Here is a 14,396-nt window from a genome sequence, read left to right on the forward strand (position 1 = left end):
TCAGGGGACGTACTGCGGTGCAGCCGATCAGTACCGGGGCCGGGCCGCCGACCAAGCCGTCGGCGGGGCGCGGCCCTCCCCGGCAAAACGGTTGAGGACTCAACAATAACTCCATTTGATTGAGTACTCAACCTCCAGCTAGAGTGGGCGCATGCCCACTGAGCCGAAGTGGCTCGACGCGCGCGAGGACCACGCCTGGCGGACCTTCATGCACGCGCACCACCAGCTTCGTGTCCGCCTGCAGCGGCGCCTCCTCCAGGACTCCGCACTGAGTGAGGCCGACTACGAGGTCCTGGCCGTACTGTCGGAGCATCCCGAGGAGTGCTTGCCCGCGCGAGAGCTGTGCGACCTGCTTCTCTGGGAGAAGAGCCGTCTCTCCCATCAGGTTCGGGGCATGCAGCAGCGCGGACTGGTCGCCCGCGAGGCCAACCCGGCCGACGCCCGTAGCACCCTCGTCCGCCTGCTGCCTGCCGGACGCCGGGCGATCGAGGAAGCGGCACCCCAGCACGTGGACAATGTGCGCCGGTACTTCATCGATCTGCTCGCCCCTGACGAGCTCGACACCCTTGCCGCCATCCACGAACGCATCCTCCGCCGGCTTGTCGCCGAAGCCGCCCAAGATGACGGCACCGCCGAAAGCTGAGCGGCCGCCGGGCGACCCGATGGACACCCGCCACCCACCCCCGCCCGCCAGGGCGGAGTCGGGGAACGGCCTCACCGTGTTCGCCACCGTCGTGCAGGAACTCCTCGACGCCGGACCGGAGGACTTCGCCGGCGGCGTTCAGGAGATCGACAGGGATCTGCGTGGTCCGGCCCTCGTCGGCCCGCGGCCTATCCACTCGGCGAACCGCCGGACGACGAGGCCGGCGGTTCACTCGTGACGTCCCGCCGAACCGGGCGGAGGTCTACGGAGGGCAGCGGCTCAGTGTGGTCGTCGCTGCGATCCATCCCAGCATCGCGCGGCCCTGTCGTCCGAAGTCCAACAGCGGACGACAGCCGCTGATCGGTCTCGTATCGCCGGGAGAGGGGCAGTGATCAGGGCGAATCGGATTCCCTCAGCTAGGACCTTCTGCGTTTTCGAGCTTGGCCCATATCCGGGTGATGGCAGCGATGTCATCGTCGTCGAGGGGATCGACGAAATATTTCTTGACCGAATCTTCGAAGGTTCGTCTGACCGTCTCGGCGTAGTGCCGTCCGCTCTTGGTGAAGCTGATGAGCGACACCCGACCGTCGCCTTGGTCGGCTCCACGTTGTAGGTGCCCAGCATCGATCAGTTCCTGAACCAACCGTGATGCTCTGGTCGGGCTGACGCTGACCAGTTCGCGAGACAGACCTCGAACCGACTGAGGCTCGGCCTCCAGGAGCCAGCAGAGGATCTCGACGGTGCTGAACGAGATCTTGTGCTTGTCCATCAGCACGGCGTCGATCCGACCGGTGACCGTGGCGTGGGTGAACAGCAGCGCAAACCAGCCGTTGACCTGGTCCGGGGAAATGATTCGCGGTTGCGACACGGGTGCCTTCACGCTCGGCAGCATACCCGAAAATTGGATGCCCTGCCATTTACACGCGCGCGCACGCATCTGTTACGGTCGGCATGCAGTACGAACGGGAACCGATCCCGCTGCGGAGCGCTACTCACAACCGGCGTCACCCCGCCGGCCCCACGTAGCTCGCAGGTCCACATATCGATCGGCCGATCGGCCGACAGAAAGTAGAAGGACAAAATGCCCAAACTTGATGGCAAGGTCGCCGTGATCACTGGAGCGACCTCTGGGATGGCGTTGGCAACGGCCAAGTTGTTCGTGACCGAAGGCGCCCACGTGTTCATCACCGGACGAGACAGGCAAAGGCTGGACGAGGCGGTCGCGGCCATCGGCCACAACGTGACGGGCGTACAGGCGGACTCGGGAAATCTGGACGACCTGGCTAGCTTGGCCGAGACCGTGCGGGAGCATCACGGACGAGTGGACGTCCTATTTGCGAGCGCTGGCGTCGCGTCGGTATCGGACCCGTTGGGAAGTATCACCCCCGATACGTTCGATGCGCTGGTGGGCGTGAACTTCCGCGGCACTGTGTTCACCGTTCAGTACCTGCTGCCATTGATGAGCGACGGTGCGTCGATCATCCTGAACGGCACGAACAGCGCGACCAAGGGCATCCCCGGTGCCGGTGTCTACTCGGCGAGCAAGGCCGCCGTTCGTTCACTTGCCCGCACCTGGGCAGCGGAGTTGAAGGTCCGCGGTATCAGGGTGAATGTCGTCAGTCCCGGTTCGATCGACACCGCGCTCTTCAGCACCGTGCCCCCCGAGTTTCGGGAACAGATCACCGCCGCCATCCCGCTGGGACGGCTGGGCACCAGCGAGGAAATCGGGGCTGCCGCGCTGTTCCTGGCCTCCTCGGACGCCAGCTTCATCACCGGCGCGAACCTAGTCGTCGACGGCGGGTTCAGCCAGATCTGACGGCGAGTGACGACCAGAGAAGTGCCTCATGTCGGCGCTCCGACCTGACCGCACGAGGAGCAGAGAAAATGAGCAGTAACGAGACATCCAGGGCCCCTGGCGTCTCAGCCGTCGCGAAAGCCGACGCGGCGCAATCGTCGGTTACGCACAATCCCTACTACGAGCGACGGTGGATGGCTCTGGGCGTCGTCGTGATCGCCCAGATCGTGATCCTGCTGGATGCGACTGTCGTGAACGTGGCCTTGTCTACGGCGCAGGCCGACCTGGGCTTCTCTGACGCCAACCGGCAGTGGGTCATCACCGCTTAGGTGCTGGCCTTCGGCAGTTTGCTACCGCTTGGCGGCCGACTCGCCGACGCGTACGGCCGCAAGACCATGTTCATCGTGGGACTGCTGGGCTTCGCGATTGCCTCCGCCGTCGGTGGCGCCGCCCCGAACATCGGCACGTTGATCACTGCCCGGGCCTTTCAGGGCGGGTTCGCCGCGATTCTCGCGCCGGCCGCGTTGTCGCTGATCACCGTGATCTTCACCGACCGCCAGGAGCTGAACAAGGCGTTCGGGATCTTCGGAGCGGTGTCCGGCAGCGCCGGCGCCATCGGCCTGCTGCTCGGTGGATTGCTGACCGACTACGTCAGCTGGCGCTGGTGCATGTACGTCAACATCGTCCTCGCGGTCGTGGGGATCACCGGTGGACTCGCATTGCTGCACAACTCCTCCGAACCCGACAAGCCCAAGCTTTCCGGGCCGAGCACTGTCGTCGGCTCGGCGGCAATCTTCGGGTTGGTCTTCGGATCGGCCAAGGCCCAGACCGACGGCTGGGGCTCGGCGGTCACCCTGACCCCGCTGATCGCCGGTGTTTTTCTACTGGTCGGCTTCGTCGTGCTTCAGAAGGTCGATCGGCACCCGCTCATCCCGCTGCGCGTGCTCGCCGACCGCAACCGCGGTGCCGCCTATCTGACGCTCTTCCTGTCGAACGCGGCGGTGTTCGCAGTGTTTCTGTTCCTGACGTACTACTTCCAGGGCGTGCTGGGCTACTCGCCGATCACGACCGGCGTCGCGTTCCTGCCGCTGATGGTCACGGTCGGGGTGGTGGCGACGCTGACCCAGGGCGTGCTGCTGCAGCGCCTGACTATGCGAGTCATCGTCGCCGCCGGGTTGATCGCCTCCGGTGCCGGGGCGGCCTTGCTGGCCCAGGCCGATGCGGGCAGCCCGTACGCGGCCTGGGTGTTGCCCGGCCTGATCCTGATCGGAACCGGTATTGGCTCGGCCGCCGTCGTGGCCGTCGCGGTCGGGCAGTTGGGTGTCGAACCGCGCGACGCCGGCACCGCGGGGGCGCTCAACAATGTCTCCCAGCAGCTCGGCTCGGCGCTCGGCGTCGCCCTGATCAGCACCTTCGTCGCTACCTCAGCCCACCATTACCTGACCCACCATGGCAGCACGGCCGTTGTTGGTGCCACCGTGCACGGGTTCACTGTCGGCTTCTGGTGGGCCGCCGGCCTGTTCTGGGCCGCCGCTGTCGTCTGCGGTGCTTTGATCCGCGGTGGCACCAGCCTTCACCACGAGGCCGGCCAGCCCGAGCCTCTCGACGAAATCGTCAGCGTCCTGATCTGACGACACGCTGTGCGCGACGACGTCGCGTCGCGGCTGACCACGAACGAACGACCGAAGGAGACATCGATGCCTGACTACGGTCATCCCCTGCGTTTCGCAACATTCATCGGTCCCACCAACTCCCCGCCGAGCCGTCCGGTCGAGTTGGCACAGCTAAGTGAACGGCTCGGCTTCGACTTCGTCACCTTCCAGGACCATCCCTACCAGTCGAGCTTTCTCGATACCTGGACTCTGCTGAGCTGGGTGGCCGCGCGAACCGAGCGCATCAGCGTGTCCGGCAACATGCTGAACCTGCCGCTGCGCCAGCCCCCCGCCGTACTCGCCCGCGCGGCGGCCAGCCTCGACCTGCTCTCCGGTGGACGGACCAGCCTCGGACTCGGAGCCGGCTACTACTGGGATGCCGTGCAGGCGATCGGCGGACGGCGGCTGACCCCACTACAGGGCGTTGCGGCACTTGACGAGGCAATCGACATCATCCGCGGGGTCTGGGATGCCGACGGGCCCGGCGGCGTCGACGTTGACGGCGAGTTCTATTCGGTCCACGGCGCCGAACGTGGACCCGCGCCCGCCCACGAGATCCCGATCTGGGTCGGCGCCCACAAGCCGAAGATGCAGGGCTTGGTGGGACGCAAGGCCGATGGTTGGCTGCCGTCACTGCCGATGATGGAGCCGGGCGGCGTGTCAAAGGGAAACGCGATCATCGACGATGCCGCCCGGGCCGCCGGCCGCGATCCCCGCGAGATCACCCGTCTACTCAACATCTTCCCGGGCCAGCAGACTCCGGAGGCACTGACCCAGCTGGCCGTCGAGGACGGCGTCAGCACCTTCATCCTGGCCAGCGACGACCAGGACGTAATCGAGCGCTTCGCCGCTGAAACCATCCCCGCGGTACGCGAACACGTCGCCCGCGAACGCAACGAGGGTCCGTCTTCAAACTGATCTTGCCCAGAGCAGGAATGACGCGAGACTGACCGCTGCCTCGTAGGAGGCGGCGGTCTTGTCGTATCTGGTGGCGATGCCGCGGAAGCCTTTGAGGCGGTTGAAGCAGCGCTCGACTACGTTGCGGCGGCGATAGATCTGTCGGTCGAATGCCGGTGGCCGGCCGCCGCGACGGCCGCGGCCCAGCCGGTGTCGCTGCTGGTCGGCTTTCTCCGGGATGGTGCACGCGATGCCGCGTTTGCGCAGGTAGGCGCGGAATCCTCGGGAGCTGTAGGCCTAATAGGCGTTGAGGGCTGGGAGTTGGATCAGCTCTGGGCAGGGGTCGAGCGAGATGTCTTGCTGTATGCCGCGCTTTGAGTGCTTCGACAAGAGCGACGCGTGCGCGACCCCTGCCGCTTAGCACTCGACCGCCGTAGCGTGCCGTGGTTCGAGCCGTTCCCAGGGCCACCTCTTGATCAGCCGGAGTCGTGGAGCTCTTCACGAGAGCGAGGACCCTGCGAACAGCTGGGGCCACGGACGGCTGATGGGGTGGTGCGCCGACGAGCGCTTCTATTAGGTCGCCGAGTGGTCCTGCCGCGGCTCGACGCCAGCGGACAGCGACGTATCGAAAAGAGGCGTGCATGCAGGTGACCTGCGGAATCGACTGGGCCGAAGACCATGTGCGCCACGAGGCGCTTGAAGTCGAGCGGGGGTGAGAGACCTTCGACTCCTGGCCGTCGCAGCGGTCGGGTGAAGCTGAGGGCAGCCTGATCCGGGAGACGCCGGGGAGGGTGGGAGCAGCCCTGACAACGCCGGGACGTGCCAGTACTGCCAGATGGTGCGGGTCCGGTCAGCGAGACGGGAAGGTGTACGAGAGGAACTGGTGTCTGACGCCCCTTAACGGCCCACCAGCTCAAATCTGGCGGATATGGGCTGGTCGCGGTGCATACCTGCTCCTCGTGCGAGAGCGGGTAACTCCTGGTCGCCATGTGATCAACGGCCAGGAGGCCACGGTGAATGTCTGCGGCGTAGTCGTGGCGATGCCGCAGGGGTAGAGCTGGGCGCCTCACCCGTCGATCGACTCTCAAGTGAACGTGGGAACCGTCCGGTGTCGTCCTCGCCCCGCGCAGCCAGTGCGGCGGAAGGACAGGCACGTCGTCAGCCGACGGCGCCGGGCGGGGCGGAGGCTCCGTAGTAGTCCGAGGTCGGGAAAGCCGGCCGCATGGCGAAGGGGGCCAGCAAGTCAGTAGTGGAAGTACTGGAAGACCAGGAGACCGCTGGTGAATACGAGTGATCTGCCGCTCGGCTCGTTCCGGGCTGAACGACGGGTACTGGAGATCCAGACCAAGCTGCACCGTTGGGCGAACGACGATCCTCATCGTCGGTTCGACGATCTGTACAACCTCGTTGCTGATCCCGCGTTCCTGGCCATGGCCTGGGAGCGGGTAGCGGGGAACAAGGGTGCGCGCTCGGCCGGAGTGGATGGCATGACCGTCACCTTCGTCCGGGAACGGATTGGCGAGGCTCAGTTCCTCGCCGAGCTGCGGGAGCAGTTGAAATCCCGCAGCTTCCGTCCGGTGCCGGTCAGGGAACGGATGATCCCCAAGCCGGGGTCGCGCAAGCGGCGGCGCCTCGGGATTCCGACCGTGGCCGACCGGGTGGTCCAGGCGTCCTTGAAGCTGGTGCTGGAGCCGATCTTCGAGGCGGACTTTGCGCCGTGTTCGTACGGCTTCAGGCCCAACCGGCGTGCGCATGACGCGATGGCCGAGACGCGCTTTCTGGCATCCAAGACCTACGAGTGGGTGCTGGAGGGCGACATCAAGGCGTGCTTCGACGAGATCTCGCATTCGGCTCTGATGGACCGAGTGCGGGTTCGGATCGGGGACAAGCGCGTGCTCGCCCTGGTGAAGGCGTTCTTGAAGGCGGGCATCCTCACCGAGGTTGGCACCTCCAAGGAGACCGTCACTGGCACTCCGCAGGGCGGGATTCTCTCGCCGCTGCTGGCCAACGTGGCCCTCTCGGTCCTGGACGAGCACTTCACCAAGATCGAGGGCGGACCACAGACCAGCCCGAAGCGACGGTTCACCCGGCGCCAGAAGGGGTTGGCCAACTACCGGTTGCTCCGATACGCGGACGACTTCGTCATTCTGGTCTCGGGCACCCGAGCTCACGCGGAAGCACTGCTTCCCGAAGTGGCGGAGGTCCTTTCCACCGTCGGCCTGCGGCTGTCGGAGGAGAAGACACTGATCACGCACATCGACGAGGGCCTCGACTTCCTCGGCTGGCGCATCCAGCGCCACCAGAAGCGGGGAACCGACCGGCAGTACGTCTACAACTACCCGGCCAAGAAGGCACTTCGGTCCATCAAGGCCAAGACGAAGGCGCTCTGCCGGATGAACGTCAGCCTGCCGCTGGCAGTCCTGCTGCACAAGCTCAACCAAGTGCTGCGGGGCTGGACGGCCTACTTCCGCCCCGGGGTGTCTGCCCGGGCCTTCCAATACCTGCGCATGATCGTCTGGCGTCAGGTCTTCGGATGGCTCCGCCGCAAACACCTCGGAACCGGATGGAAGGAACTCCGCCGCCGCTACTGCGACGGCGGATGGTGGCCACACGACGGCGACGTCGTCCTGTTCAACCCGGGCTCGGTAGTAACCACGCGATACCGGCCCAGAGGGACGACCATTCCGTCGCCCTGGCCCAGCACGACCTGAGGAAAGCAACTGCTCAACGGGGCTTGTGGAGAGCCGGATGCGGGGCCAACTCGCACGTCCGGTTCGGGAGGGCGGCGCGGAGAAACGGGCTGGGAGGAACCCCAGTACCGCGCTCCGCGCCGACCCCACCATGACGTGGCGGTGGTTGACTGCGACGCTCGCCTGCTCGGCAAGCTCAGGGTCAGTGACGACGCGGCGGGCTTCCAGGACCTGCTCCGTCTGCTCGCCGAACACGGCGACACTCCCGACGATCCGATCCCGATCGCGATCGAGACTTCGCGCGGACTCATGGTGGCCTGTCTGCGGGCCTCCGGGCGTCAAGTGTTCGCGATCAACCCAATGGCCGTGGCACGCTACCGAGACCGGCACTCCGTCTCCGGCAAAAAGTCCGACCACCAGGACGCCGTCGTCCTGGCGAACATCCTACGAACCGACGCACAGCTTCACCGGCCTCTGCCGGGCGACACTGAGCTGGTCAAGGCGATCGCCGTCCTCGCCAGAGCCCAGCAGGACGCGGTCTGGGACCGCACCCGTGCCCACAACCGTCTGCGCTCGCACCTGCGCGAGTACTACCCGGCAGTCCTTGAAGCGTTTGCCGACAAGCGCGAGAAGCTACTGGCACGAGAGGCTCGAGCGATCCTGGCGATCGCGCCCACACAGGCCAAAGCCGCCAAGCTCGCCCGCAGCAAGCTCAAAGCCGCCGTCAAACAGGCTGGCCGCCAGCGCCGGATCGAGGCCGAGACCGACCGCCTGCTCGAGGTATTCCGCCGGACCTGGCTTCGTCAGCCGGCTTTGGTGGAGACGGCGATGGGACAGCAAACACTTGCCTTGCTCGCCCAGCTCGAAGCCGCCTGCAAGGCCTGCGACGAGTTGGCGAGCGCCACCGAGGAGCTCTTCCTGCAGCACCCCGACGCGGAGATCATCACGAGCTTCCCGGGTCTCGCCGCGCTGACCGGCGCCCGGCTCCTCGCCGAAATTGGCGACGACCGCACCCGGTTCGACACAGCCCACGATCTGAAGGCTTACGCCGTAAGTGCCCCCGTGACGCGAGAGTCCGGCAAAAGCCGCCACGTCAGCCACCGCCGGATCAAGAACAGCCGCCTGGCCGCAACCGGCCGGCACTGGGCTTTCGCCGCACTCACTGCCTCAATCGGCGCCCACGACCACTACAACCGCCGAAGGCAGACCGGCGATCGCTACTACGCGGCTCTCCGAAACCTTTTCAACCGCATGCTCGGCCAGCTCCACCACTACCTGACCACCCGCCAGAAGTTCAACGAGGCAATCGCATTCGCCCCACCAAAACCATCACCACTCACCGCAGCTGCTTGACCCGATAGCTGCATGGGGTGTCTTGTCGGCGATGACCTGGTCGGGTTTGGAGCGGGGCCGGCCAAGGCCGGTCCGCGGGACGCGGATGCGTTCCAGGAGGGGGCGCGCGCAGATGCTGTCGTGGCGTTGGCCGGGTGTCAGCAGGATCGCGAGCGGGCGGCCCTTGCCGTCGCAGGCGAGATGGATTTTGGTGGTCAGGCCTCCTCGGGATCGGCCGAGGGCGTGATCGTCCGGTTCGTCCGGCGGGTGGTTCCCCCTTTTCGGCCGGTGGCGGCGGCGTGCTGGTGGGCGCGGACGATGGTGGAGTCGATCTGGACGAGCCAGTCGATGTCGCCGGCCGCGTCCGCGTGCCTCTGGATCTGCTGGAGGGCCCGGGTGAACACGCCGTCCAGCGCATAGCGGCGGAAGCGGGTGTAGACCGTCTTCCATGGCCCGTAGCGATCCGGCAGGTCACGCCAGGAGATCCCGGTCCGGATCTTGTAGACCATCCCGTTGATGACCTGCCGATCCTCCACACGCGGACGGCCCGTCGCGGCCCGCGGCATCAGTGGAACGAGTTGGTGCGTGATAGCGAGTGAGGCGTGTTTGCCTCGCTCACGGCGTTCGTCAAGCGGTGGTGGTGCGGTCGGATGCCAGGGTGGCGATGGCTTGGTATGTGTCGGGGGGGGCGGTCACGGCGGTGGGTCCAGCGCTGGAGTTGCTTCCAGCGTTTGTGGTCGGCGAGGGCGTGTTCGACGGTGATGCGTCGCGAGGAGTGGTCGTGTCGCTGGCGTTCTCGGTGCTCGACGAAGGGCGCTATTGCTCCCGGTCGCAGTTTGTGTGGCGGGGTGAGGGCCTTCCCTCGATGGTCTCGGCTGAGGCCGAGGTAGCCGTCATCGAGGAGGACCTGGACCAGGTCGAAGTGGTCGAAGCATCTGCCGATGCCGGCCGTGCGGGCGGCTGTGATGTCGTGCATGCGCCCTGGCCGTAAGGCGTCGGTCCACAGGGTGCGGCCCTGGTCGTCGGCGACAACGGTGGCTTTCATCGTGTTCTGTTTCTTCTTGCCCGATACGAACGCCCTGCGGCCGCCCCGGCCTGCAGCGGGCCGGCGGACCTGAATCTCGGTGGCGTCCAGCCGCAGCTGAACGCCCTCGGTCTGGGCGTAGGCGAACACGTCCTCCAGGGTCCGCAGCCGCACACCGGGCCGGTCCGGTACGGCGAACCCCCGCCCGGCCAGCAGCCGACGCACCTCACCGACCGCGCGGGTCACGGTGGAACGGTCCACTTCGTACAGAAGGGCCAGGACCGCGTGCGGGAGGTCATGACGCAGATGAATGAGCGTTGCGACGAGTCGGTCCACGAACACCAGCTGATGACGGGCACCGGCCCCGGGCGCCCGCTTTCTGGCCCCGCCTCGTGCCTGGTGTCGGCGACCCTCGACCCCGACCACCCACGGCCTGGCCAACTCCGTCACCAACGAGGACAGATGAGCCGTCGAGATGCCCGTGAACAACGGATGCGTTAGAACCGAGCGGTCCACCATGCCTCTCACCAGCAGAGCATGCCCACCCGCTATCACGCACCAACTCGTAAGAGGTCCTACTGACCTATCTGTTGAGTTGTCGGGTGACTTTCCTTGATCCCTGCGGTAGTTCGGGGTCATGAGGTATGCCCAGGGCGGTGGGCTCACTCCGCAGGGACAGGCCGTGCGTGAGCGGGTGCGTATGCGCGCCGCCGACGGCTTTGCGCGGGGCGAGAAGAACGTTGTGATAGCCAAACGGCTTCGGGTCAGTGCGCGGTCGGTGGAACGGTGGCGTCGGTCCTAGCGTGAGGGAGGCCGGCAGGCACTGTGCATTTCGGGTCCTGCCAAGCGGCCGAAGGTCGGCGACAGTGACTTCGCCGAGCTCGAGCCGCTCCTGCTCAACGGTGCGATAGCCCGGGGCTGGACGGACGAGCGGTGGACGCTCTCGAGGGTACGCGTGCTGATCGCGGGACGGCTCGGTGTGTCGTTGTCGGTCCGAGGAGTGTGGGAGCTGCTGCGACGGCATGGCTGGTCGTGCCGGCAGCCCGCGCGGCGGGCGGTCGAACGGGATGAGGCGGCGGTGGCCGGCTGGGTGAAGGAGACCTGGCCCCAGGCAAAGCCACCGCGGCGGCGCTCGGGGCATGGCTGGTCTTCGAGGACGAGGCCGCCGTCTCGATGACGTCGCACCGCTCACGCACCTGGGCACCCAGAGGGGACACACCCGTGGTGCGGTTCAACGGCGCTTCCCGCGGCCGCATCTCGATGGCCGCACTGGTGTGCTTCAAGGCCGGCGAACGCAGCCGCCTGATCTACCGCCCTCGCATCCAGGGCCATCACCGAGGCGCCCACCGTGGCTTCACCTGGCAGGACTACCGTGACCTTCTCGTACGGGCCCACCTCCAACTCGGCGGCGCCGTCGTGGTGATCTGGGACAATCTGAATGTTCACCGCTGCACCCGATTACGTGAGTACGCGGCAGAGCACGCCTGGCTCACCATCGTCCAACTGCCCAGCTATGCCCCCGACCTCAATCCCGTCGAGGGCATCTGGTCGCTGCTTCGTCGCAGCACTACCGCCAACGTCGTCTTCCGTGACCGTGACCACCTTGTCGACGCCGTCCGCAGCGGCCTGCGCCGCATCCAACGACGCCCCGACCTCATCGAGGGCTGCCTCGCCGAAACCGGACTTTCGCTCGACACGACAACTCAACGGAAAGGTCAGTAGGACCTCTTACCCGCGGCCAGGTCTCCTTCTTCCACACCTCGACCGTCACGTCGTCGCGCTCGATCGCCCGCCGGGCGGCCTGCTGCCAGGACCAGCCGTGCCGCTTCAGCAGCAGCCACGTGCCCTCCACCGTGTAGCTCACGTGGAACAGGCGGCCGATGAACGTCTTGATCCGTGCAAGTGTCCACCGCTGGTCGGCCCAGCCGTGGGCCAGCGGCCCGCGCTCCAACTCCCGCTCCGGCCTCGCGATCTGCGCTTCGCTGAGCCTCGGCCGCCCCGGCGATCCCTTCGACAGGACCCCCGCTTCGCCACGCTCGCGCCACTGGCGGCGCCACCGCTCCACGGACCGCTCGCTGACCCGCAGCGCGGCAGCGATCTCCCTGTTCTTCTGCCCGCCCTCGAAACGTTCCACGGCCTGCAGTCGGACCCGCTCCCTCATGGCCCTCCCCCGGCGTCGGTCAACCCGCCGCCCTGCGCGTATCTCACGATCCAGGGCTACCGGAGCGGACCCGCCGCCGTCAGGCGAACGGCTCCGACATCACCCAATCAAGTTCAGCGGCGTGCAGGTGAAAGCAGCTCACCAACCCGACGGTCTTCTCTTCACTTGGCATGTCTGAATTCGCACCGCTCTCTCTATTGCAGACACCTTCCGCACCCCAAGCGCCTGCCTTTTAACTCAGGCCGCCCGAGTCGTGCGGATGGCAGGACACGCCCGGCCCCGGTGCTGTCGCAATGCCGGGACCGCGACCTAGGATCGCGGTCGAGAGACGGCGCCGCGCCTCTCCGTAAAGAAAGGACATCTCCCATGCCGCTCGCGCGAATCGACCTCGTAGAGGGGAAGTCAGTAGAGTACCGCCAAACCATTGCGAACGTCGTATACGACAAGATGATCGAGCATCTGGGTGTGCCGGAAGACCGCTTCCAGGTCATCACCGAACATAAAATTGAGAACTTCCTCTATGACCCCGACTACCTCGGCATCTACCGGTCCGAGAACTGCATCTTCATCCAACTGGATTTCCTGGACGTCGCGAGTCCTGAGCAAAAGGCCGGGTTCTACAAGGCTGTCGTCGACGAACTGCATGAGAAGCTGCACCTACGGCGGGAGGACGTCTTCTTCAACCTCTTCACCGTTACCCCAGCGGATTGGTCTATGGGTAACGGTGTAGCTACGTATAACAACGGGGTGCCCGCTGATCGTCTCGACCCCAACTCGGTCTGAGGGTGTCCCGTAAGCGATCACGAGTTGGGGGCCTTTGGGGGGCGCACCTATCCCGCGAGTGTGCGGTGGGGCTGCGGACACTCTGGGTGACCAATGGCCTCCGTGAGCCCGGCGTCATGTTGCCGTGAATCGTGGAGGCCATTGCGGTAGTACAAGGGACAGCGGTCTAACTGACTCTTAGGGCTCGCAGAAGAACAACACGCTGATGTCTGATTCGCGTGCGCCGTCATGTGGTAAACGGCTCGCTGAGCTGCAGGATCTGCCTGACCACCGTCGTGGACGCCACGCTCTACAGCGACGGCTAACGTCGCATCTTTCCTGGTCGCCGAGGTCTACCACAACGATCTGCCCCAGAACCGGAATCAGCGTGTTGTTCTTCTGCACGCCCTTACGAGTTGGTGCGTGATAGCGGGTGGGCATGCTCTGCTGGTGAGAGGCATGGTGGACCGCTCGGTTCTAACGCATCCGTTGTTCACGGGCATCTCGACGGCTCATCTGTCCTCGTTGGTGACGGAGTTGGCCAGGCCGTGGGTGGTCGGGGTCGAGGGTCGCCGACACCAGGCACGAGGCGGGGCCAGAAAGCGGGCGCCCGGGGCCGGTGCCCGTCATCAGCTGGTGTTCGTGGACCGACTCGTCGCAACGCTCATTCATCTGCGTCATGACCTCCCGCACGCGGTCCTGGCCCTTCTGTACGAAGTGGACCGTTCCACCGTGACCCGCGCGGTCGGTGAGGTGCGTCGGCTGCTGGCCGGGCGGGGGTTCGCCGTACCGGACCGGCCCGGTGTGCGGCTGCGGACCCTGGAGGACGTGTTCGCCTACGCCCAGACCGAGGGCGTTCAGCTGCGGCTGGACGCCACCGAGATTCAGGTCCGCCGGCCCGCTGCAGGCCGGGGCGGCCGCAGGGCGTTCGTATCGGGCAAGAAGAAACAGAACACGATGAAAGCCACCGTTGTCGCCGACGACCAGGGCCGCACCCTGTGGACCGACGCCTTACGGCCAGGGCGCATGCACGACATCACAGCCGCCCGCACGGCCGGCATCGGCAGATGCTTCGACCACTTCGACCTGGTCCAGGTCCTCCTCGATGACGGCTACCTCGGCCTCAGCCGAGACCATCGAGGGAAGGCCCTCACCCCGCCACACAAACTGCGACCGGGAGCAATAGCGCCCTTCGTCGAGCACCGAGAACGCCAGCGACACGACCACTCCTCGCGACGCATCACCGTCGAACACGCCCTCGCCGACCACAAACGCTGGAAGCAACTCCAGCGCTGGACCCACCGCCGTGACCGCCCCCCCCGACACATACCAAGCCATCGCCACCCTGGCATCCGACCGCACCACCACCGCTTGACGAACGCCGTGAGCGAGGCAAACACGCCTCACTCGCTATCACGCACCAACTCGTAAGGGCTCGCA

General features: G+C 66.1%; 12 protein-coding genes and 5 pseudogenes. 11 read left to right on the forward strand and 6 right to left on the reverse strand.

What is annotated here, in order from left to right; all coding sequences use genetic code 11:
* The first annotated feature begins 151 nt into the window (after nucleotides 1-151).
* Together OHB41_RS47360 and OHB41_RS47365 are read left to right on the forward strand one after the other, a co-directional pair.
* Nucleotides 152-643, forward strand: a complete 492-nt coding sequence (locus tag OHB41_RS47360) for a MarR family winged helix-turn-helix transcriptional regulator (RefSeq protein WP_266708123.1) — start codon at nucleotides 152-154, stop codon at nucleotides 641-643.
* A gap of 19 nt (nucleotides 644-662) precedes the next feature.
* Nucleotides 663-881: a hypothetical protein gene (locus tag OHB41_RS47365; protein ID WP_266708125.1), complete on the forward strand. Its 219-nt coding sequence runs from the start codon at nucleotides 663-665 to the stop codon at nucleotides 879-881.
* A gap of 174 nt (nucleotides 882-1,055) precedes the next feature.
* Here OHB41_RS47365 and OHB41_RS47370 read toward each other — a convergent pair whose 3' ends face one another.
* Nucleotides 1,056-1,523 (reverse strand): MarR family winged helix-turn-helix transcriptional regulator, encoded by a 468-nt coding sequence (locus OHB41_RS47370; protein ID WP_266708127.1) that lies wholly within the window; start codon nucleotides 1,521-1,523, stop codon nucleotides 1,056-1,058.
* A gap of 201 nt (nucleotides 1,524-1,724) precedes the next feature.
* Here OHB41_RS47370 and OHB41_RS47375 point away from each other — a divergent pair, with 201 nt between their 5' ends.
* The 4 genes from OHB41_RS47375 to OHB41_RS47390 all read left to right on the forward strand — a co-directional run bounded on the left by OHB41_RS47375 (nucleotide 1,725) and on the right by OHB41_RS47390 (nucleotide 5,008).
* Nucleotides 1,725-2,459 carry an SDR family oxidoreductase gene (locus OHB41_RS47375; RefSeq protein WP_266708129.1) on the forward strand — a complete coding sequence of 245 codons (735 nt, stop codon included), beginning with the start codon at nucleotides 1,725-1,727 and terminating at the stop codon, nucleotides 2,457-2,459.
* A 68-nt stretch (nucleotides 2,460-2,527) separates the two neighbouring features.
* Complete coding sequence (locus OHB41_RS47380; RefSeq protein ID WP_266708131.1) at nucleotides 2,528-2,767, forward strand: hypothetical protein; 240 nt, start codon at nucleotides 2,528-2,530, stop codon at nucleotides 2,765-2,767.
* Nucleotides 2,768-4,069 (forward strand): MFS transporter, encoded by a 1,302-nt coding sequence (locus tag OHB41_RS47385; protein ID WP_266708133.1) that lies wholly within the window; start codon nucleotides 2,768-2,770, stop codon nucleotides 4,067-4,069. It abuts the gene before it with no gap.
* Nucleotides 4,070-4,135: 66 nt separating this feature from the next.
* Nucleotides 4,136-5,008 (forward strand): LLM class flavin-dependent oxidoreductase, encoded by an 873-nt coding sequence (locus OHB41_RS47390; RefSeq protein WP_266708135.1) that lies wholly within the window; start codon nucleotides 4,136-4,138, stop codon nucleotides 5,006-5,008.
* On the opposite strand, the pseudogene OHB41_RS47395 reads toward OHB41_RS47390, so the two are convergent.
* A pseudogene (locus OHB41_RS47395) lies at nucleotides 5,000-5,284 on the reverse strand (transposase); the annotation flags it as partial. The gene OHB41_RS47390 and the pseudogene OHB41_RS47395 overlap by 9 nt on opposite strands.
* Before the next feature lie 983 nt (nucleotides 5,285-6,267).
* Here OHB41_RS47395 and ltrA point away from each other — a divergent pair.
* Nucleotides 6,268-7,698, forward strand: a complete 1,431-nt coding sequence (gene ltrA, locus OHB41_RS47400; protein WP_266708137.1) for a group II intron reverse transcriptase/maturase — start codon at nucleotides 6,268-6,270, stop codon at nucleotides 7,696-7,698.
* 135 nt (nucleotides 7,699-7,833) lie between these two features.
* Nucleotides 7,834-9,030: an IS110 family RNA-guided transposase gene (locus OHB41_RS47405; RefSeq protein ID WP_266708139.1), complete on the forward strand. Its 1,197-nt coding sequence runs from the start codon at nucleotides 7,834-7,836 to the stop codon at nucleotides 9,028-9,030.
* Here OHB41_RS47405 and OHB41_RS52850 read toward each other — a convergent pair.
* The 3 genes and pseudogenes from OHB41_RS52850 to OHB41_RS47415 all read right to left on the reverse strand — a co-directional run bounded on the left by OHB41_RS52850 (nucleotide 9,007) and on the right by OHB41_RS47415 (nucleotide 10,552).
* Nucleotides 9,007-9,228 carry a transposase gene (locus OHB41_RS52850; protein WP_526025111.1) on the reverse strand — a complete coding sequence of 74 codons (222 nt, stop codon included), beginning with the start codon at nucleotides 9,226-9,228 and terminating at the stop codon, nucleotides 9,007-9,009. The genes OHB41_RS47405 and OHB41_RS52850 overlap by 24 nt on opposite strands.
* Nucleotides 9,225-9,545, reverse strand: coding sequence for a transposase (locus tag OHB41_RS52855; protein WP_526025096.1), 321 nt, complete (start codon nucleotides 9,543-9,545; stop codon nucleotides 9,225-9,227). Before OHB41_RS52855 ends, OHB41_RS52850 begins: the two co-directional genes overlap by 4 nt.
* Before the next feature lie 91 nt (nucleotides 9,546-9,636).
* Nucleotides 9,637-10,552 (reverse strand): annotated as a pseudogene (locus tag OHB41_RS47415) (transposase family protein).
* A gap of 118 nt (nucleotides 10,553-10,670) precedes the next feature.
* Between OHB41_RS47415 and OHB41_RS52860 the strand changes: the two are divergent.
* Nucleotides 10,671-11,755 (forward strand): annotated as a pseudogene (locus OHB41_RS52860) (IS630 family transposase).
* Between the two features lie 34 nt (nucleotides 11,756-11,789).
* Here OHB41_RS52860 and OHB41_RS47430 read toward each other — a convergent pair.
* Nucleotides 11,790-12,241: pseudogene (locus OHB41_RS47430) on the reverse strand (winged helix-turn-helix domain-containing protein); the annotation flags it as partial.
* A gap of 319 nt (nucleotides 12,242-12,560) precedes the next feature.
* Between OHB41_RS47430 and OHB41_RS47435 the strand changes: the two are divergent.
* Together OHB41_RS47435 and OHB41_RS47440 are read left to right on the forward strand one after the other, a co-directional pair.
* Nucleotides 12,561-12,977: a tautomerase family protein gene (locus OHB41_RS47435; protein ID WP_266708145.1), complete on the forward strand. Its 417-nt coding sequence runs from the start codon at nucleotides 12,561-12,563 to the stop codon at nucleotides 12,975-12,977.
* A 438-nt stretch (nucleotides 12,978-13,415) separates the two neighbouring features.
* Nucleotides 13,416-14,331: pseudogene (locus tag OHB41_RS47440) on the forward strand (transposase family protein).
* Nucleotides 14,332-14,396: the final 65 nt, after the last annotated feature.

The organism is Streptomyces sp. NBC_01571 (assembly GCF_026339875.1).
Classification (GTDB): domain Bacteria; phylum Actinomycetota; class Actinomycetes; order Streptomycetales; family Streptomycetaceae; genus Streptomyces.